The sequence below is a fragment of the Pseudomonas cerasi genome, from assembly GCF_027983475.1.
GTDB classification, from domain to species: Bacteria; Pseudomonadota; Gammaproteobacteria; order Pseudomonadales; family Pseudomonadaceae; genus Aquipseudomonas; species Aquipseudomonas cerasi.
Window position 1 is genome coordinate 428,812 of record NZ_JAQJVM010000001.1, and the last position, 19,711, is coordinate 448,522.

Annotated in this window: 14 protein-coding genes and 1 pseudogene; 11 read left to right on the plus strand and 4 right to left on the minus strand. The window is 58.7% G+C overall.

The genetic code is table 11. From position 1 onward, the window contains the following. Nucleotides 1-67 precede the first annotated feature (67 nt). Both guaA and PI739_RS02005 read left to right on the plus strand, forming a co-directional pair. Nucleotides 68-1,645: a glutamine-hydrolyzing GMP synthase gene (gene guaA / locus PI739_RS02000; protein WP_055007843.1), complete on the plus strand. Its 1,578-nt coding sequence runs from the start codon at nt 68-70 to the stop codon at nt 1,643-1,645. Between the two features lie 390 nt (nt 1,646-2,035). Next, on the plus strand, nt 2,036-2,521 hold the full coding sequence (locus PI739_RS02005) for a hypothetical protein (RefSeq protein WP_060708765.1): 486 nt from the start codon (nt 2,036-2,038) through the stop codon (nt 2,519-2,521). A 213-nt stretch (nt 2,522-2,734) separates the two neighbouring features. On the opposite strand, the gene PI739_RS02010 is transcribed toward PI739_RS02005, so the two are convergent. Further along, entirely contained in the window at nt 2,735-6,502 is a 3,768-nt protein-coding gene (locus tag PI739_RS02010; RefSeq protein ID WP_054080737.1) for a hypothetical protein, read from the minus strand. A 564-nt stretch (nt 6,503-7,066) separates the two neighbouring features. Here PI739_RS02010 and PI739_RS02015 point away from each other — a divergent pair. Both PI739_RS02015 and tadA read left to right on the plus strand, forming a co-directional pair. After that, nucleotides 7,067-8,440, plus strand: coding sequence for a multicopper oxidase family protein (locus tag PI739_RS02015; protein ID WP_003433437.1), 1,374 nt, complete (start codon nt 7,067-7,069; stop codon nt 8,438-8,440). Further along, nucleotides 8,440-8,943 (plus strand): tRNA adenosine(34) deaminase TadA, encoded by a 504-nt coding sequence (gene tadA / locus PI739_RS02020; RefSeq protein ID WP_003365021.1) that lies wholly within the window; start codon nt 8,440-8,442, stop codon nt 8,941-8,943. The genes PI739_RS02015 and tadA overlap by 1 nt, the downstream gene beginning before the upstream one ends. Here the strand turns inward: tadA and mltF are convergent. After that, on the minus strand, nt 8,940-10,436 hold the full coding sequence (gene mltF / locus PI739_RS02025; protein ID WP_058416013.1) for a membrane-bound lytic murein transglycosylase MltF: 1,497 nt from the start codon (nt 10,434-10,436) through the stop codon (nt 8,940-8,942). The two genes, tadA and mltF, sit on opposite strands and share 4 nt — an antisense overlap. 213 nt (nt 10,437-10,649) lie before the next feature. Here mltF and purL point away from each other — a divergent pair, with 213 nt between their 5' ends. Both purL and PI739_RS02035 read left to right on the plus strand, forming a co-directional pair. After that, a complete protein-coding gene (gene purL / locus PI739_RS02030) occupies nt 10,650-14,546 on the plus strand; it encodes a phosphoribosylformylglycinamidine synthase (RefSeq protein WP_271351454.1) in 3,897 nt (1,298 codons plus the stop codon). 5 nt (nt 14,547-14,551) lie between these two features. Continuing rightward, the gene (locus PI739_RS02035) at nt 14,552-14,863 is read left to right on the plus strand and encodes a YqfO family protein (protein WP_044309228.1); all 312 of its coding nucleotides are present in this window, start codon (nt 14,552-14,554) and stop codon (nt 14,861-14,863) included. Nucleotides 14,864-14,978: 115 nt separating this feature from the next. Here PI739_RS02035 and PI739_RS02040 read toward each other — a convergent pair. After that, nucleotides 14,979-15,401, minus strand: a pseudogene (locus tag PI739_RS02040) (L,D-transpeptidase family protein); the annotation flags it as partial. A 202-nt stretch (nt 15,402-15,603) separates the two neighbouring features. Beyond that, the gene (locus tag PI739_RS02045) at nt 15,604-16,155 is read right to left on the minus strand and encodes an NUDIX hydrolase (RefSeq protein WP_003365013.1); all 552 of its coding nucleotides are present in this window, start codon (nt 16,153-16,155) and stop codon (nt 15,604-15,606) included. A 150-nt stretch (nt 16,156-16,305) separates the two neighbouring features. Between PI739_RS02045 and PI739_RS02050 the strand changes: the two genes are divergently transcribed. From PI739_RS02050 to purT, 5 genes are all read left to right on the plus strand, one after another. Beyond that, on the plus strand, nt 16,306-16,902 hold the full coding sequence (locus PI739_RS02050) for a CoA pyrophosphatase (RefSeq protein WP_003365012.1): 597 nt from the start codon (nt 16,306-16,308) through the stop codon (nt 16,900-16,902). A gap of 69 nt (nt 16,903-16,971) precedes the next feature. Further along, the gene (locus PI739_RS02055) at nt 16,972-17,496 is read left to right on the plus strand and encodes a gamma carbonic anhydrase family protein (protein WP_003433434.1); all 525 of its coding nucleotides are present in this window, start codon (nt 16,972-16,974) and stop codon (nt 17,494-17,496) included. Next, nucleotides 17,496-17,714: a DUF1289 domain-containing protein gene (locus PI739_RS02060; protein ID WP_072365648.1), complete on the plus strand. Its 219-nt coding sequence runs from the start codon at nt 17,496-17,498 to the stop codon at nt 17,712-17,714. The genes PI739_RS02055 and PI739_RS02060 overlap by 1 nt, the downstream gene beginning before the upstream one ends. A 202-nt stretch (nt 17,715-17,916) precedes the next feature. Next, entirely contained in the window at nt 17,917-18,384 is a 468-nt protein-coding gene (locus tag PI739_RS02065; RefSeq protein ID WP_003365000.1) for a hypothetical protein, read from the plus strand. A 103-nt stretch (nt 18,385-18,487) separates the two neighbouring features. After that, on the plus strand, nt 18,488-19,669 hold the full coding sequence (purT, locus tag PI739_RS02070) for a formate-dependent phosphoribosylglycinamide formyltransferase (protein WP_072365650.1): 1,182 nt from the start codon (nt 18,488-18,490) through the stop codon (nt 19,667-19,669). Nucleotides 19,670-19,711: the final 42 nt, after the last annotated feature.

A 19,711-nucleotide genomic window follows, 5' to 3' on the forward strand; every position in this document is an offset into this window, starting at 1 on the left:
GCAAGTTTCATAGCCGGGGCTGTTGACGCAGCCCCGTGTCGTTTCTGTTTTTTGACGAGAATGAGTCATGGCCCTCGACATTCACGCCCACCGTATCCTGATCCTCGACTTCGGTTCCCAGTACACCCAGCTTATCGCCCGCCGCGTGCGCGAAATCGGCGTGTATTGCGAGCTGCATCCGTTTGACATGGACGACGAAGCGATCCGCGAATTCGCTCCAAAAGGCGTGATCCTCGCCGGCGGCCCCGAGTCCGTACACGAAGCCGACAGCCCGCGCTGCCCGCAAGCGGTATTTGACCTGGGTGTGCCGGTTTTCGGTATCTGCTACGGCATGCAGACCATGGCCGAGCAGTTGGGCGGCAAGGTTGCCGGTTCCGAGCTGCGCGAGTTCGGCTACGCTCGCGTTGACGTAGTCGGCAAAAGCCGTCTGCTCGATGGTATTGAAGACCATATCGACGCCGACGGCCTGTTTGGCCTCGACGTATGGATGAGTCACGGTGACAAGGTCACCAAACTGCCGGAAGACTTCCACATTCTGGCCAGCACCCCGAGCTGCCCGATTGCCGGTATGGCTGACGACGCGCGCGGTTACTACGGCGTGCAGTTCCACCCGGAAGTGACTCACACCAAGCAGGGCGGTCGCATCCTGTCGCGTTTCATCCTCGACATCTGCGGCTGCGAAGCACTGTGGACCCCTTCGAAGATTGCTGAAGACGCTATCGCTCAGGTTCGCGCTCAGGTCGGTACTGACAACGTGTTGCTGGGCCTTTCCGGCGGCGTTGACTCCTCCGTGGTCGCGGCGCTGTTGCACAAGGCCATCGGCGATCAACTGACCTGCGTATTCGTCGACAACGGCCTGCTGCGTCTGCATGAAGGCGAGCAAGTGATGGCCATGTTCGCCGAGAACATGGGCGTCAAGGTGATCCGCGCCAACGCCGAAGAACAGTTCCTGAACAACCTGGAAGGCGAGAGCGATCCAGAGAAGAAGCGCAAGATCATCGGCCGTACCTTCATCGACGTGTTCGATGCCGAGTCCTGCAAGCTGGACAACATCAAGTACCTGGCGCAAGGCACCATCTACCCGGACGTCATCGAGTCCGCTGGCGCGAAAAGCGGCAAGGCCCACGTCATCAAGTCGCACCACAACGTGGGCGGCCTGCCGGAAGAAATGAACCTCAAGCTCGTCGAGCCACTGCGCGAACTGTTCAAGGACGAAGTCCGCCGCCTGGGCCTCGAACTTGGCCTGCCCTACGACATGGTCTACCGCCACCCATTCCCCGGCCCAGGCCTGGGCGTGCGCATCCTCGGCGAAGTGAAGAAGGAATACGCCGACCTCCTGCGTCGTGCCGACCACATCTTCATCGAAGAACTGCGCAAGGCCGACTGGTACCACAAGGTCAGCCAGGCATTCGTAGTGTTCCAGCCGGTCAAATCGGTTGGCGTCGTCGGCGACGGCCGCCGCTACGCCTGGGTCGTCGCGCTGCGCGCGGTCGAAACCATCGACTTCATGACCGCTCGCTGGGCACACCTGCCTTATGAGCTGCTGGAGACGGTGAGCGGCCGGATCATCAACGAGATCGAAGGGATTTCGCGGGTGACTTACGATGTGTCGAGCAAGCCGCCGGCTACTATTGAGTGGGAATGATTGAACGTCCGGCATTGTCCGGCACGATCTAGCAAGAAATGCTCTGAAGCCCGCGTAATTGCGGGCTTTTGGCTTTTTGGGGCTGGCAAATTCTGGCAGTTTGTGCATCGTCAAAAACGGCGTTTGTACTGCTTGATTTATCAGGTAACCCCGGCCTGCAAAAGCATCAGCGCTACTCTACGCCTACATAAAGCAATCCTTCGCTGCCGCCGTGACGAACGACGCCTCCCTTGCCAACCCCAAAGCACCTCATTTGAAACTGATCTGAAGTTCGAGGAAAATCGTTACGGAAAATCCGCTCAAAGGCCCCCCAAGCCCCTAACGTCAACGCCGGCGTAGCCCAGCAAAAAGATTCAATATCCGCATCCGCAAAAACCAAGGATCCCATTCATGAAATCCCGATTTCCTTACAGTTCATCCTTTCTGATCATATTGTCGCTGACAGGATGCGCAGCGAATATGGATGCTCCAAAGCACGATCAGCCTGGAGAAAGCGCGCTTTACGGCAGTTGGCATGTTGCAGGTGTAGCGGTATCAGACTCGGGCGTGCAGGCACTGGGGGATGATGATCCGAGCTTTATGGGGCGACGTCTCAGTTTCAATCACGACCAGCTTGCATGGAAGGCGTCGGCAAACTCGACGGAAGATGTGTGCAAGGGGCCTGTTTTTCATAAGCTTCCGCCGATCAGTGGAGCTGAACTAGAGCCACAACTCCATAAGCTTGGCATCGAAAAAGCCGACCGCTATAGCGTTGAATGCAAATCTGGAAGCTGGGGTCCTTTTGATAAAGAAACGCCGGCATTTTTCCTGGCACAGGATGGGTCGTTAGCTCTTTCCTGGTATGACGGCGGACTGCTGAAGCTGGTGCGAGACTGACCACGGGAGGATCGCGCTGCCGTCCATGACACCAATCTGTGAGGCCTTGGCAGGGCGTGATTTTCGCGCCCGCGTGCATATGGAGGAGTGCACAGTGGCCTGCACCGTGACATGGCTGAAACTGTCTTTTCAGAAAGTCTCAGCCACTGCCTCCACCGGCCAGTCAGTTATCCAGCAGAAGCGACACCACACCCATCCAATCAAGCAAAGAACTCACCTGCCTCGATAAATATTCGACTCCGGCTTCTCATAAAACACCGTCTCACCCGGCGTCCGATCCATCACATCAATCAGCTTGAGCCAGGTATCCAGGTCATCCGTGCTGATCTTCGTGTCGCGCTTGTCTTTCTTCCAGAGGTTATCCAGCAAGTCGAAAAAGCCTTGGTCACTAAGAATAAACTCGGCCGCAGCTTTTTCCTTCTCGTCGCCACCACTCAGAATCTTCTCGAAGTCCTTTTTGCTGACGATATCGTCCTTGCCGTTCCATTCGTCCCACTTCTCGCGGATGGTTTCGATCTCTTCCTTGTGCGCGTCGTAGTACGCCTTGTTGTAAACGTCCATTGGCAAGCCGTTGGTATTCTCGCCAACGATGCCGTTTTTGTCTTTATGCACGCTTTCGTCCAGGCGGATCATCGACGAGCCCTGATCCTGTGGGGTTTCCTGGAAGTGCTTCCACTCTTCGGTCTGGTAGTCGAAGATGCTTTGATCGTCCGGTGCATCCCGGCCTTCATATTCGTAGAAGCTGTAACGCCCGTATTCAAGCTTGTCGCCCCAGTCGTCCTGCGCGAAGCCCAGTTCGGCCTGATCCTTGAACCACTGGCCTTCCTTGTCGGTGGCCTTTTGTTTCTTCTGATGATCGACGAACACGCTGATGATGCCGGTAATGATCCCCAGGCCTGCCGTCACCAGAAATAGCGGCGCGGTTGCTCCAGCAATGGCGCCGATAGGGCCGAGCAAACCGGCGATCCCGATCCCGGCGGCTGCTGTGCCCGCCACACCTGAAACAATTTGCAGGCTGCCATTGGCAATTGCCAGATCGCTGTCGGACTTGATGCCATCCTTGATGGCGATCCCGCCCATGACGATATCGGCGATGCTCATGATGTCCGGTGCTACGCCGAGTACCTTGACCACTGTCCCGGCAATGCGCGCCGATACACCGGGCACCACCTTGTCCGCTCCGTCCGGTGCAGCACTCTGAACGCCTTGTGCAACAGATTGTGGGTCTACCAGGCCCGCACCCCCTGCATTACCGGCCACGGCCTGGCCGACCGAGTTGCGCATGTTATCGACGATGTCATCAGCCGGGATTGGTTGATTATCGGCTTCGAGCATCACGTTGATCGACTCGCGATCGATCTCGTCGCTGCCAAGCATTTCACTCAGGTTGACCCGATCGTTTTCCGCCGGGACCGGCTGACCGTTGCGCTCCAGCTGGTCCTCAATGCCGGCAGCAAACGCTTCACGGGTTGGCGGGGTGATGTCTTGTGCGACGAAGCGCTGCACGGCATCGTCGTAGAGTTTGTACAACGAGTCGCTGTAGCTGGCGTAACCGGAGCCGGAAGCAGAGTCCGGAACCGGCGTGCTGGCAGCACGCTCCACCTCGACGGCCATATTGTTCAGGCTTTCAGCATCCAGGGCGGGGAGGTCGACTAAGGCGCGCTGAGAATTGATGCTCTGCACCACCGCATCCTGACTGATGTTCAGTCTCAGATCTTCAGCCAGTTCGTTCAGATTGCCGTACTTCGAATAATCTGCGGGCGGAGTGCCGCCAGATCGGGTCACGATCTCGTCCAGCAATTCGCGACTGACGTCCTCGGAAAGCGAGCCGGCGTCGTTGACCTCATTGATCAGGCCAATCTGATCCATTACGTCGCCGATACTGCTACCTGCTCTGATGCTGTCCAGCTCATAAACGCTGGCCAGTCGGTTCTCCAGACCGTCCGCAACGTCTGGCACGTTATTGGCAGCCTGCGCCGTTTCAATCTTTTTGCCCCACAAACCTTCCTTGCCCCAGATCTCCGGGACGCTCTTGCTCAGCCCGAGCAAATCCGCAGTTTTGGTGTGGGTCATCAAATCAAAGATGCCAGTCTTTTCAAACTGCGCACCGGAGCCCAGGAAGGTGATGAAGTCCTTGGCGATAGCCAGGCGTTCCAGCGGATCGTCAGCAAGTTGGCCGTTCTTGGCCGTTAGCATATAGATAGCGCCACCGAGAGAGGTGAAGCCTGCAGCGGTGCCGAATACGCCGCTCTGGTTAAGTTTACCGATGGCTTTCTTGAAGCCTTCCTTGTCTTCGGCACCCACGTATTTACCTGCCAGGTTTTCCTCGAGCTGCGCCTGAGTCATTTCGCCTGATTTGACCTTGTCCACCTGGTCCGAAAAATCGCTGAGTTTGGTTTTGTCCTGTAGCAACTCGTTGATGAATTTCTCGATCGTCTCCTGAGTACGGCGGGGTATATCCGCCATACCTTTGATCCCCTGTTTAAGTGCAGAGAAAATGTCCTTCAGGGCCAGCTCTTTGTATTCGTCCGGGATACCGCCAGGGTCGGCCATCAACTTATCGACTTCGGCCATGACGCTGTTTTTCTGCAGCTCATTCTGGGCGTCTTTCGCCAATTGCGGATCGAGAAGTTCCAGGCTGGAAAGCAGGCGGGCTACATCGGATTGTCCTTCGGACTTTTTACCGGCCTTGTCCAGATCAGCGAGGTAATCGACAAACTCGCTGCTGACCAACTTGTCATGCAGGTCCTTGGCCAACGCCTCCTTATCGCCACCGCTGACTTTTTCGATGGCCGCGTCCATCTCGGCCTGATATTCCTTGCCGATCTTGTCCTTCTCGCCATTGCCATTGGCAAACAGCTCCGTCAACGCTTTATCGATGTTATTGCCGTCGAGGATGTCCTGCATATCGGCGCTTGTCAGGGTTTCGCCCTCGCTGTCGAACCTGCGCCAGGACTCGGCGCCGCGAGGCTCTTCGATATAAGGCGTGATGGTGCGTCCACTTTCCATACCGGCCTTGGCCTGGATCGCCATGACCAGTTTGTAAACGTCGCTGTTCTTGTCGACTTTCTTGTCGTCGACCAGCTTCTGATACTTGTCCATCAGGTTTTTGGTGGCCAGCTCGACCACGGTCAGGTCTTCGGAGTCCTTGTCTTTCTCGTCAGACTTCACGCCTGTGGGTTTACTGAGAATATCCAGTTCGTCGAGATTGCCCAGGCCGTGTTCGTCACGGATCTTCTGCACGTCGCCCTGCACCCCGGAACTGCTCTTGTCGGCAACCCGGTCATACAGCTCCTTGTTCTGATATTCGGAGACCACGTATTGCTTGCCGTCGCGGCTCTCGAACTCGATCACGCCGTTACCCAGTTCGTCCTTGGTGCCAGCCTTGATGATGTCGTGATCCGCGACATAGACGTTCTCGTCTGCCACTTCGCGCCCATTGTTATTGACGCGGTTTTCCACGGTAACGCGCGAGAGGCCCATTTGCTGAGCCGCAGTGAACAATTCCGGTGTGAGTGATTTTGAAACAGTGACCTTCTCACCATCCTGTTTGACGTAAGTGACCACCTCGGCTGTTTCCAGCTGACCTTGCCATTCAAAGTTCTTGATATCGCCCCACGCAGGTAGCTCGGTGTTTCGATCTGCGATTGGGGTCCCGTCGGCGATGGCTTTTTCGACCAGCGATTTCTGTGTCGGAGACTGGCTCAGGTCATCGAGTTGTTTGAGAAACTGATACAACTTCGGATTAGTCGACGCCGCCACGACAACACCTTGCCCATCACGCTCGTAACGCATGTCACCGTTGTCGGTAACCGACACGGTGGTGCCTTCAATCGGCGGCCATTGCTCGTTGTCGGTTGCGGTGCGGTCTGGTTTTTTCTGCTCATCGCCTTTGGCGGAGACGATGCTGCGCTTAAGCCTTGACTCGAAATCTGCAAGACCTTCGCGAGGGAGCGTGTCGTTTTTGGGCGTGATGTTCATGAGCGCCTCGTCAGTTAAGGCGAGCCTTGAAAGGTAAGGCCGCAAGAAAGCGAAAAAAGGAGTTCTTCGATTCTTACTGCGATCACCTGCAAATCGTTGTGAAAAGTTGTGAAACGTTGTGATAACGGTCAGTGCGATAGTAGCGTTGTCACAGTCCTGCAGATGGGTCTGAATATCCGTTGGAAGTGCCAGCGTGAGCAGGCACTGGATGCTTTTTATCAGCAGCCCATCGCTGAATACTGCCAGGAATAGCCCTGCATCGCGCGTGGCACTGTTGGTGTGTAAGATGTTTGGCATGCAGGAAGAACTGGGGTATTACCGCGCCCATCCACCGCTTGATGCAGAGCCGGCGTATAGCGAATGGCTGCAGCGGGTTAGTCAGTCATAGCGGTTGATCGATGCAAAAAGCCGGAGCGGGTGTCACTGCCTTGCCCGGCTTTTTTACGCCTCGACTTCAGTTCGTGGTATCTGCCCTTATCTTTACGCAAATGCAGGTGTATCGTATTCGCCCCTTGCATTTGCTCGCAGATGCGCTCAGTTGTCGTTTTTGAGGTTGCGCCGTTCATGTCCTTTACCCGTCGTCAAATCCTTACAGGCATCGCCGGTCTGGCCGTCATAGGCCTTGGCGCGGGTGGGGCCTCGCGTTACTGGATGGGGCGGCGCGAGTCGGAGGCCGGTTCGGACTTCGTGCTGATCGCCGCTCCGCTGGATGTGGAACTGGTGGCGGGACACAAGACACCTGCCTGGGCCTTCGGCGGTTCTGCGCCGGGCACTGAGTTGCGCGTGCGCCAGGGCGAGTGGCTGCGGCTGCGCTTCATCAATCAGTTGCCGGTCGAGACGACCATTCACTGGCATGGCATCCGCTTGCCGCTGGAAATGGATGGCGTGCCGTATGTGTCTCAGTTGCCGGTCAAGCCGGGTGAATACTTCGATTACAAATTCCGTGTGCCGGACGCCGGTAGCTACTGGTATCACCCGCACGTCAGCAGCAGCGAAGAGCTGGGCCGCGGGCTGGTCGGGCCGCTGATTGTCGAAGAGCGCGAGCCGACCGGTTTTGCCCACGAGCGCACGGTCAGTCTGAAAAGCTGGCACGTGGACGAGCAGGGTGCCTTTACCGAGTTCAGTGTGCTACGTGAAGCGGCGCGTGAGGGCACGGCGGGGCGGCTTTCAACGCTGAACGGTATTTCGCAGGCGGTGATTGAGTTGCCTGCCGGGCAGATCACACGCGTGCGCTTGCTCAATCTCGACAATACCGTGACCTACCGCCTCAACCTGCCGGACGCCGAGGCGCAGATCTATGCGCTGGATGGCAATCCGGTAAAGCCTCGTCCCTTCGGTGACGAATACTGGCTGGGGCCGGGCATGCGCATCTGTCTGGCGATCAAGGCTCCGCCGGCGGGCGAGGAGATCTCGCTGCGTAACGGCCCGGTGCGCCTGGGTACGTTCCGCTCGGTCGCCAATAATGACGCGCCCGGCCAGTGGCCGCCCGAGCTGCCGGCCAATCCGGTGGCCGAGCCTGATATGGATAACGCCGAGAAGATCAATTTCAACTTCGAGTGGGTGGGCTCCATGTCGGTCAACACCGACAATGGCAAGCCGCCCAGCCTGTGGCAGATCAATGGCGAAGCGTGGGACATTACCGACAAGACTTGCGCCGACCGGCCAATCGCCAAATTGAAGCTGGGCAAGAGCTACATCTTCGAGTTGAAGAACATGACTCAGTATCAGCACCCGATTCACTTGCACGGCATGAGTTTCAAGGTGATTGCCTCCAATCGGCGCAAGATCATCCCGTACTTTACTGACACGTTCTTGCTGGGTCGTAACGAGCGGGCGCGAGTGGCGCTGGTGGCGGATAACCCTGGTGTATGGATGTTCCATTGCCACGTGATCGATCACATGGAAACCGGCCTGATGGCCGCCATCGAGGTGGCATGATGCGGCAACCGCAGATCATCGACCGCAGCAAGGATCAGTACTTCATGCGTGAAGCGCTGGCGCTCGCCGCGCAAGGCGCACTGTTGGGTGAGGTGCCTGTCGGGGCAGTGCTGGTGCAGAACGGCGAGATCATCGGTCGCGGTTACAACTGCCCGATCAGCGGCAGCGACCCGAGCGCGCATGCTGAAATGGTCGCAATTCGTGATGCCGCCAAGACGCTGGACAATTATCGCCTGCCGGGCAGCACGCTCTACGTAACGCTGGAGCCGTGCAGCATGTGCGCGGGGCTGATCGTGCACTCACGCGTGGCACGTGTGGTTTACGGGGCGCTCGAGCCCAAGGCGGGCATCGTGCAGAGCCAAGGGCAGTTTTTCAGTCAGGCTTTTCTCAATCACCGCGTGCTGTTCGAAGGCGGGGTGCTGGGCGAGGAATGCGGGACGATGTTGAGCGAGTTTTTCAGAATGCGCAGGGCAGCCAAGGACGCTGGCAAAGACAGCGTTTAGAGCGCAGATTCGTCCGTGCTGCTGGAGGAGGGGACGGGAGAGGCTGGCGGGACGGGCGGTTGGGTCTTGTCGACGCCAGGAACGTGCAGATTGCCATCGGCGACCTGACTTCCTTCAAGCTGTGGCTGCGTCACCCAGGTCAGAATGTCGTAATAACGGCGAATGTTGGCCACGAAATGCACCGGCTCACCGCCTCGGGCATAGCCGTATCGTGTTTTGCTGTACCACTTCTTCTGTGCCAGACGCGGCAGCATTTTTTTCACGTCGAGCCATTTATCAGGATTCAGCCCCTCGTTCTGGGCCAATTTGCGCGCATCTTCGAGGTGACCGCTGCCAATGTTGTAGGAAGCGAGAGCTAGCCAGGTGCGATCCGGCTCTTTAATCGAGTCGTCCAGCTGATCCTTGATGTAGGCAAAATACTTCGCCCCGCCCTGAATGCTCTGGCGTGCATCCAGCCTGTTGGATACGCCCATGGCTTGCGCGGTGTTCTGGGTGAGCATCATCAGGCCGCGCACGCCGGTTTTCGAGGTCACGGTCGGCTGCCACATCGATTCCTGATAGCCGATGGCGGCCAGCAGTCTCCAGTCGACCTGTTCTTTCTTGGCCGATGTCTGGAAGTGTTTCTCGTATTTGGGCAGACGTTCCTGAAGGTGCTGGGCAAAGGTGTAGGCACCCACGTAGCCGAGTACGTCGACATGGCCGTAGTAGCGGTCCTTTAAGCGTTGCAGCGTGCCGTTCTTTTCGACCTTGTCGAGGTAGGCGTTGATTTCGTTGAGCAGGCTATTGTCTTCACCCGGCGCTACGGCCCAGCGCTGTGCGCGGGCTTCGCCCAGATCGAAGGCCACGCGTACATTGGGGAAGTAGACCTGATTCATTGCCAGCTCATTGGAGTCGACCAGGGTCAGGTCGATCTGGCCTTCGTCGACCATGCGCAGGAGATCAACGACCTCGACCGCGTCAGATTCTTCATATTCAATGCCGGGATTCTGCGCCTTGAGCGCCGCCAGTTGCTCGGCATGCGCACTGCCTTTGAGCACCACGATGCGCTTGCCCACCAGGTCGCCGGGATCGGTTGGCCGTGACTGGCCGTTGCGATAGACCACCTGAGGGGTGACTTCCAGATAGGAATGCGAGAAACGCGCCTGCAATTTGCGCTTTGGCGTCTCGATCAGGCCGGCGGCACCCAGTACCGGACCGCCCGGTTTGTTCATCTGGTCGAAAAGATCGTCCAGATTGTCAGCCGTTTCTATCTTCAATTCGACGCCCAGGTCCTCGGCAAAACGCTTGACCAGCTCGTATTCGAAGCCGGTTTCACCGTTGCGATCCTGGAAATAAGTCGCCGGGCTGTTGCGAGTGATCACCCGCAGTACGCCGTCCTCCTTGACTCGCTCCAGTGTGGTGGGTTTTTCCACACAGGCGCCGAGCATCAGGAAGAGTCCGGTTGCGATGAGCCATTTGGCGCAACGTGGGCGGAAATCTGGTTTGAAGAACATCGGTGCAGTATACGCAAAGCGCACCGGGCGCCATATCTCGACAGTGAAGCTTGCGTCTGATAGGCGAGTGGCTTTTATGGGCATTTCCGGAGTTTTTTTGCGTGGGGCGACATTCGGGCGCAGCGGATGCCGCCGTTTTGGGTGATCAAATGCCCGGTTTAGGCTAGAATACGCGGCCTCAAAGCACACCCCCTTCTCGAGGCTGTCCCGAAGATGTTGATCCTGCGCGGTGCTCCTGCCCTTTCTGCTTTCCGCCACAGCAAATTACTAGAACAACTGAAACAAAAAGTTTCAGCTGTCAGTGGCTTGTACGCCGAATTCGCCCACTTCGCTGACGTCAACGACGTTCTGACCAGCGAAGAACAGCAGGTTCTCGATCGCCTCCTGAAATACGGCCCCAGCGTGCCGGTTCAAGAGCCGAGCGGCCGTCTGTTTCTGGTGTTGCCGCGTTTTGGCACCATTTCACCCTGGTCGAGCAAGGCCAGCGACATCGCTCGCAATTGCGGTCTGAGCAAAATCCAGCGCCTGGAGCGCGGGATTGCCTTCTATGTAGAAGGCCAGTTCAGCGAGACCGAGGCCCAGGCAATCGCCGACAGCCTGCACGACCGCATGACGCAACTGGTATTGGGCGACCTCGAGCAGGCTGCCAACCTGTTCAGCCACGCTCAGCCCAAGCCGCTGACCGCTGTGGACATTCTGGGTGGCGGTCGCGCGGCACTCGAAAAAGCCAACGTCGAGCTGGGCCTGGCCCTCGCCGAAGATGAAATCGATTACCTGATCACCAGCTTCAATGGTCTGGGGCGCAACCCGCACGACATCGAGCTGATGATGTTTGCCCAGGCGAACTCCGAGCACTGCCGTCACAAGATTTTCAACGCCAGTTGGGACATCGACGGTCAGAGCCAGGAAAAAAGCCTGTTCGGCATGATCAAGAACACCTACCAGATGCACAACGAAGGCGTGCTGTCCGCTTACAAGGACAACGCTTCGGTGATCGTCGGTAACGTCGCTGGTCGTTTCTTCCCGGACCCTGAAACCCGTCAGTACGGCGCGGTTCAGGAGCCTGTGCACATTCTGATGAAGGTCGAGACGCACAACCACCCGACCGCCATTGCGCCGTTTCCTGGTGCAGCGACCGGCTCCGGCGGCGAGATTCGCGACGAAGGTGCAACCGGTCGCGGTGCCAAGCCCAAGGCCGGGCTGACCGGTTTCACCGTCTCCAACCTGCAGATCCCCGGTTTCATGCAGCCTTGGGAGGTGCCGTACGGCAAGCCCGAGCGCATCGTGACGGCGCTGAACATCATGATTGAAGGCCCGCTGGGTGGCGCGGCGTTCAACAACGAGTTCGGTCGTCCGGCGCTGACCGGCTATTTCCGTACCTTCGAGCAGTCCATCACCACACACCACGGTGACGAGGTTCGTGGTTACCACAAGCCGATCATGCTCGCGGGCGGTATGGGCAACATCCGTGAAGATCACGTCCAGAAGGGCGAGATCACCGTGGGTTCCAAGCTGATCGTACTGGGTGGCCCGGCGATGCTGATCGGCCTGGGTGGCGGCGCGGCCTCCTCGATGGCAACCGGCACCAGCTCCGCAGACCTGGATTTCGCTTCGGTTCAGCGTGAAAACCCCGAGATGGAGCGTCGTTGCCAGGAAGTCATCGACCGCTGCTGGCAGTTGGGCGACCGTAACCCGATCAGCTTCATCCACGACGTCGGTGCCGGTGGTCTGTCCAACGCCTTCCCTGAACTGGTCAACGATGGCGATCGCGGCGGACGTTTCGAACTGCGTAACGTACCGAATGACGAGCCGGGCATGGCCCCGCTGGAAATCTGGAGCAACGAATCCCAGGAACGTTACGTGCTGGCCGTTGGCGTCGAGGATTTCGAGCGCTTCAAGGCTATCTGCGAGCGCGAGCGCTGCCCGTTTGCGGTTGTCGGCGAAGCCACGGCAGAGCCGCAACTGACCGTCACTGACAGCCATTTCGGTAACAGTCCGGTAGACATGCCGCTGGAAGTCCTGCTGGGCAAGGCGCCGCGCATGCACCGCTCGGTCGCCCGCGAAGAAGAGATCGGCGATGATTTCGATCCAAGCACGCTGGACATCGAAGAAAGTGTGCAGCGCGTATTGCGCCACCCGGCAGTCGCCAGCAAAAGCTTCCTGATCACCATCGGTGACCGCAGCATTACCGGTCTGGTCGCTCGCGATCAGATGGTCGGTCCATGGCAGGTGCCTGTGGCTGACTGCGCCGTCACCGCCACCAGCTTCGACGTCAACACCGGCGAAGCCATGGCAATGGGCGAGCGTACTCCGCTGGCGCTGCTGAATGCTCCGGCGTCGGGCCGTATGGCGATTGGCGAAACGCTGACCAACATCGCGGCCTCGCGTATTGAAAAGCTTTCTGACATCAAGCTGTCGGCCAACTGGATGTCGGCGGCTGGCCACCCTGGAGAAGACGCGCGTCTTTATGACACCGTGAAAGCGGTGGGCATGGAGCTGTGTCCGGAACTGGGGATCACCATTCCAGTGGGCAAGGACTCGATGTCCATGAAGACCCGCTGGAGTGACGAGGGCACCGAAAAGAGCGTGACCTCGCCGCTGTCATTGATCGTGACGGGCTTTGCGCCAGTGGTCGACATCCGTCAAACCCTGACGCCCGAGCTGCGCATGGACAAGGGCATCACCGACCTGATCCTGATCGATCTGGGTCGTGGCCAGAACCGCATGGGCGCCTCGATTCTTGCGCAGACTCACGGCAAGCTCGGCCGAGTCGCTCCGGACGTCGACGACGCTGAAGACCTCAAGGCCTTCTTCGCCGTGATTCAGGGTCTCAATTCCGACGGTCATATCCTGTCCTATCACGACCGTTCCGACGGTGGTTTGCTGGTCAGCACGCTGGAAATGGCTTTCGCCGGTCACTGCGGTCTGAACCTGCATCTGGACGGTGTGGCCGACAACGTTTCCGAACTGAGCGCGATCCTCTTCAACGAAGAGCTGGGTGCGGTCATCCAGGTGCGTCAGGACGCTACTCCACTGGTGCTGGCGCAATTCAGCGCGGCCGGTCTGGAAGACTGCGTGGCAGTGATCGGTCAGCCGATCAACAACGATGAAGTATCGATCAGCTTCCATGGCGAGCCTGTATTCAGTGGCCAGCGTCGTCTGTTGCAACGTCAGTGGGCCGAGACCAGCTATCAGATCCAGCGCCTGCGTGACAACGCCGAATGCGCGGATCAGGAATTCGATGCGCTGCTGGAAGAAGACAATCCGGGCCTGACCGTCAAGCTGGGCTTCGACGTCAATGAAGATATCGCCGCGCCGTACATCAAGACGGGTGTTCGTCCTCAGGTTGCCGTTCTGCGCGAGCAGGGTGTCAACGGTCAGGTCGAAATGGCGGCAGCCTTTGATCGTGCCGGCTTCAACGCAATCGACGTGCACATGAGCGATATCCTTGCCGGTCGTGTCGACCTGAACGACTTCAAGGGCATGGTCGCCTGCGGTGGCTTCTCTTACGGCGACGTATTGGGTGCCGGCGAAGGCTGGGCCAAGTCGGCATTGTTCAACAGCCGCGCGCGTGATGCGTTCCAGGGCTTCTTCGAGCGTTCCGACAGCTTCACGCTTGGCGTGTGCAACGGTTGCCAGATGCTGTCCAACCTGCACGAGCTGATTCCGGGCAGCGAGTTCTGGCCGCATTTCGTGCGTAACCGCTCCGAACAGTTCGAAGCGCGTGTGGCTATGGTCCAGGTTCAGGAGTCGGCGTCGATCTTCCTGCAGGGCATGGCCGGTTCGCGCATGCCAATCGCCATCGCGCATGGCGAAGGGCACGCGGAGTTCCGCAGTGACGATGCACTGCTTGAAGCTGACGTTTCCGGCACCGTGGCACTGCGCTTCGTCGACAACCACGGCAAGATGACTGAAACCTACCCGGCCAACCCGAACGGCTCGCCACGCGGTATTGGCGGCATGACCACCCTCGACGGTCGTGTGACCATCATGATGCCGCACCCGGAGCGTGTATTCCGCGCAGTGCAGAACTCGTGGCGTCCTGAGGACTGGAACGAGGACGGTGCCTGGATGCGCATGTTCCGCAACGCGCGGGCCTGGGTTAACTAAGGCGCGTGTACAAGCTCGCCTTCTTCGTTCCGCCGAGCCATGTGGACGAGGTCAAGAACGCCGTATTCGCTGCTGGTGCAGGGCGAATCGGCGCTTACGATCACTGCTCGTGGCAAGTGCTCGGCCAGGGCCAGTTCCGCCCGCTGGATGGCAGTCAGCCATTTATCGGGCAGAGCGGTGTGGTCGAGTCGGTAGAGGAGTGGAAGGTCGAGCTGGTCGTCGCTGACGAACTGATTCAGCACGTGGTGGAGGCTCTCAGGCAGAGCCATCCCTACGAAACGCCTGCTTATGAAGTATGGCGGCTGGCAGAGTTCTGAAGCTGGGCGCAGAGCGTCCGGAAATGCATCACCACGCTGGAGCGTGGGGACGACAACCATCGCTCAGAGTGTCTCGCGGGAGCGAGCTTGCTCGCGAATGCGCAACGCCGTCTATTCAGGGCCGAATTTCGATCATCGTCCCGTCTTTCACCAGATCCCATATTTCCCGCATGTCGTTGTTCTTCAGCGCGATGCAGCCGTTGGTCCAGTCCAGCGTGTGGAAATACCATTCCGGATACTCTTCATCCACCGGTGTGCCGTGGATCATGATCATGCTCCCCGGTTTCACGCCTGCGGAACGTGCGCGTGCCGAGTCCGAGACATTCGGGTAGGAAATGTGCATCGACAGGTTGTAGTTATTGCTGGGCTTGCGCCAGTCGAGCCAGTAGAAACCTTCCGGCGTGCGTTGATCGCCTTCCTGCAGCTTGGTGCCCTTGGGGTTCTTGCCCAGTGAGATTCGGTAGGTCTTCAATGCCTCGCCACCGCTGATCAGCTGCAATTGGCGCACCGACTTTAGCACCAGCACCTTGTCGATAGGCTTGCTGGCGATACTCTCGGTATTGATGACCTTGTTATTGATGATTTTCTGTTCGCTGCCCTTGGGCACGATAGTTTGAGTAAACGCGGCCTGCGAAAGCGGCATGAACGACATGCAAAAGAGTGCGAGCAACCAGCGCATTACGATTTCCCTGAAGATACTTCTTTAACAAAAGCGCCGATGTTGTGTGCGACCCTGGCTTTCAGGTGTCCAGCAACGGACGTGACGGGGGAAGGGCGCTGGTATGAACCGGGTAGGTCTGCCGACGCCTATCCGCAAAGAAGTATTCTAGGGTACGCCCGACTGTCATGAAAGCCAGGTCCGACCACGGAATGTCGGCTTCGTCGAATAACTGCACTTCCAGGCTCTCGATGCCTGCGGCGAATGCCTGATTCGCCATCTCCCCGCGATAGAACACATGCACCTGATTGATATGCGGCACATCGATCAAGGTGTACAGATGCAGTTCGCTCAGGGTGGCGCAGGCTTCTTCCATGGTTTCGCGCCGTGCAGCCTGTTCGATGGTTTCGCCGTTTTCCATGAAACCGGCCGGCAGCGTCCAGAAACCCAGGCGCGGCTCGATGGCCCTGCGGCACAGCAGGACCTTGCCGCCCAACGTCACCAGGCAGCCCGCAACGATGTTCGGGTTCTGGTAATGAACGGTGTGGCAATGCTCGCAGACATAGCGCAAACGGCTGTCGCCTTCGGGAATGCGCTGGATAACAGGGTTGCCGCACTGGCTGCAAAATTTCATGGGATCAGTCGATAGTGAACGCAGTCGCTATCTTGGCCTGTCGTGCGGCGGCTCGGCAACCCTCAGTGTGACCGGAGTTGTCCTACAAGGGCTTGGGCGCAGCGTTGCTTTGGTGCATGATGCCAGACAGGCAACAGATCGAGATTTCCCATGCTGGATGAGCTACTTCGCCGTGTAGTCAGTCATACGCCAGAAACCCTCGACTCGGATCGACAATTCCCCGAGGCTGCTGTTCTGGTGCCGATTACCCGCAGCGAGCAACCCGAGCTGATTCTGACCCTGCGCGCCAGTGGCCTGTCGACGCATGGCGGTGAAGTGGCGTTTCCGGGTGGCCGCCGCGACCCGGGCGACCCCGATCTGATTTTCACGGCGTTGCGCGAAGCCGAGGAGGAAATCGGCCTGCCTCCCGGGCTGGTCGAGGTGATCGGGCCTTTGAGTCCGCTGATTTCCAAGCACGGTATCAAGGTCACGCCTTATGTGGGGGTGATACCTGACTTCGTCGAATACCAGCCCAATGACGGCGAGATCGCTGCAGTCTTCAGCGTGCCGCTGGAGTTCTTTCGTCAGGACACGCGCGAGCACACTCACCGTATCGATTACGAAGGCCGCAGCTGGTACGTGCCCAGTTACCGTTATGGCGAGTACAAGATCTGGGGGCTTACCGCGATCATGATCGTCGAGCTGGTCAATGTGCTGTACGACACCAGAATCAGCCTGCATCATCCGCCCGAACGCTCGACGATCTGAGTCGCTGGCACCTGAAGCGTCACTGTTTATAGTTCGTCCCCATGAGTACGACCCGCCCGAGGAGGCTGCATGAAATTTCGCCTGGGAGAATCCCGTGTCCAGACCGATCCGCAGAGCTGGGTGGCTCCCAATGCGACGCTGATCGGCAATGTCAGGCTCGAGGCCGGCGCGAGTGTGTGGTTCAACGCGGTGTTGCGTGGCGACAACGAACTGATTCACATCGGTGAAAACAGTAATGTGCAGGACGGCACGGTGATGCACACCGACATGGGCTCGCCGCTGAGTATCGGCAAAGGCGTGACCATCGGCCACAACGCCATGCTGCATGGCTGCAGTGTTGACGACTACAGCCTGATCGGCATCAACGCGGTCATCCTCAACGGGGCGAAGATCGGGAAATACTGCATCATCGGCGCCAATTCTCTGATCGGAGAAAACAAGGTCATTCCTGATGGCTCGCTGGTCATGGGGACACCGGGTAAAGTGGTGCGCGAACTTACCGATGTGCAGAAGCAGATGCTGGAAGCCAGCGCAGCCCATTACGTACACAATGCCCAGCGTTACGCCCGTGACCTGGCGGTGCAGGAAGATTGATGAGCACTGATACCCCGATCGAAAAGCCGGTCCGCTCCCCCTGTGTGAGTATTTGTGCACTGGATGAGCAGGATATATGCACCGGTTGCCAGCGAACCGTCACCGAGATCACCCGCTGGAGCCGCATGAGCAACGACGAGCGGCGTGTCGTGCTCGGCCTGTGCGACAAGCGCGCCAGAGCCAGCGGCCTGATGTGGACGGTTGGCGGGGCACGCTGATGTTCTGATGGCCTTGTAGTCGCGAACAAGTTTGCTCCTACAGGTTATCCGCGAGCTTTTGTAGGCGCGAACTTGTTCGCGAAGAGGGCGGTGCAGTCGATGCATTTGCTACGTCAGGAATAACGCTTTCGTTTTCGCTTGGGCGCGGCTCTTGCCCGCGTTTGCTATCATTGCCGCTCGCTTGCACAGGCCCAAACCCTCCATGCTTTTCCTGATCGCTTACATCAGCAGTGTCGTGCTGATCAACTTCGCCTTTTCCAGTGCGCCGCACCTGGACATGATCTGGTCTGCCTGGGGCGGGCTGGTGTTCGTGTTGCGGGACATGGTGCAGATTCGCTTTGGCCATGGCGCGATCATTGCCATGCTGGTGGCGCTGGTCCTGTCCTATGTCACCAGCGACCCCACCATCGCCCTGGCCAGCGCCACGGCGTTTGCGGTTTCCGAATGCATTGACTGGCTGGTGTTCAGCATTACCAGGCGCCCGTTGCGTGATCGGTTGTGGATCAGTTCGGCACTCAGCATTCCGCTGGATACCTTTATCTTCTTCGGCATGATCGACGCCCTGACAGCGCCGGTCGTGCTCACCGCGCTGCTATCGAAGTTCGCTGGCGTGACCATTGTCTGGATGATCATGGCCTGGCGGGCGCGCAACAGTGCGTGTCCGGGCTGAGCGCCCATTTGCCGGGGCTTCGTGGTAAATTGCGCGCCTTTCTCCACAGCGGTTGCTTGCATACGGCGGGCAGCCCTCGACATCTGCTTCACGAGGACCTGAGATGACTCAAATCGGAACTCCACTGTCGCCCACCGCGACGCGCGTACTGTTCTGCGGCAGCGGCGAACTGGGCAAGGAAGTCGTGATCGAGCTGCAGCGCCTTGGCGTTGAAGTGATCGCTGTTGACCGTTACGAGAACGCGCCGGCCATGCAGGTCGCGCATCGAAGCCATGTGATCAACATGCTCGACGGCGCAGCACTGCGCGCAGTCATCGAGGCCGAGAAGCCGGATTTCATCGTTCCGGAAATCGAAGCCATCGCCACCGCGACGCTGGTTGAGCTTGAGGCCGAAGGCTTCACTGTGATCCCGACCGCACGCGCCGCGCAACTGACCATGAACCGCGAAGGCATTCGTCGTCTGGCGGCTGAAGAGCTGAAGCTGCCGACCTCGCCTTACCACTTTGCCGACACTTTCGAGGCGTACAGCAAGGCGGTCGAAGACCTCGGTTTCCCGTGCGTGGTCAAGCCGGTCATGAGTTCTTCGGGCAAGGGGCAGAGCCTGCTCAAGAGCACCGATGACGTACAGAAAGCCTGGGACTATGCGCAAGAGGGCGGTCGCGCCGGCAAGGGTCGCGTCATCGTCGAAGGGTTCATCGACTTCGATTACGAAATCACCCTGCTGACCGTGCGTCACATCGGTGGCACCACGTTCTGCGCGCCGGTTGGGCATCGTCAGGAAAAGGGCGACTATCAGGAGTCCTGGCAGCCGCAGGCTATGAGCCCTGTTGCGCTGGCAGAGTCCGAGCGGGTTGCCAAGGCGGTGACCGAGGCATTGGGTGGGCGCGGGATGTTTGGCGTTGAACTGTTCATCAAGGGCGATCAGGTGTGGTTCAGCGAAGTCTCGCCGCGCCCGCACGACACCGGTCTGGTGACGTTGATTTCTCAGGACCTGTCGCAGTTTGCCCTGCACGCACGCGCGATTCTTGGCCTGCCGATTCCGTTGATCCGCCAGTTCGGCCCTTCGGCGTCGGCAGTGATTCTGGTCGAAGGCCAATCCACGCAAACCGCTTTCGCCAACCTCGGTGCTGCGCTGGCCGAGCCCGACACCGCATTGCGTCTGTTCGGCAAGCCGGAAGTCAACGGTCAGCGGCGCATGGGTGTTGCCCTGGCGCGTGACGAGTCCATCGAAGCCGCTCGTGCCAAGGCCACTCGTGCCTCGCAGGCAGTCGACGTCAAGTTGTAAGGCTCACGCCGCAGGCGGCAAGAAACAACGCTGCGCGTATTC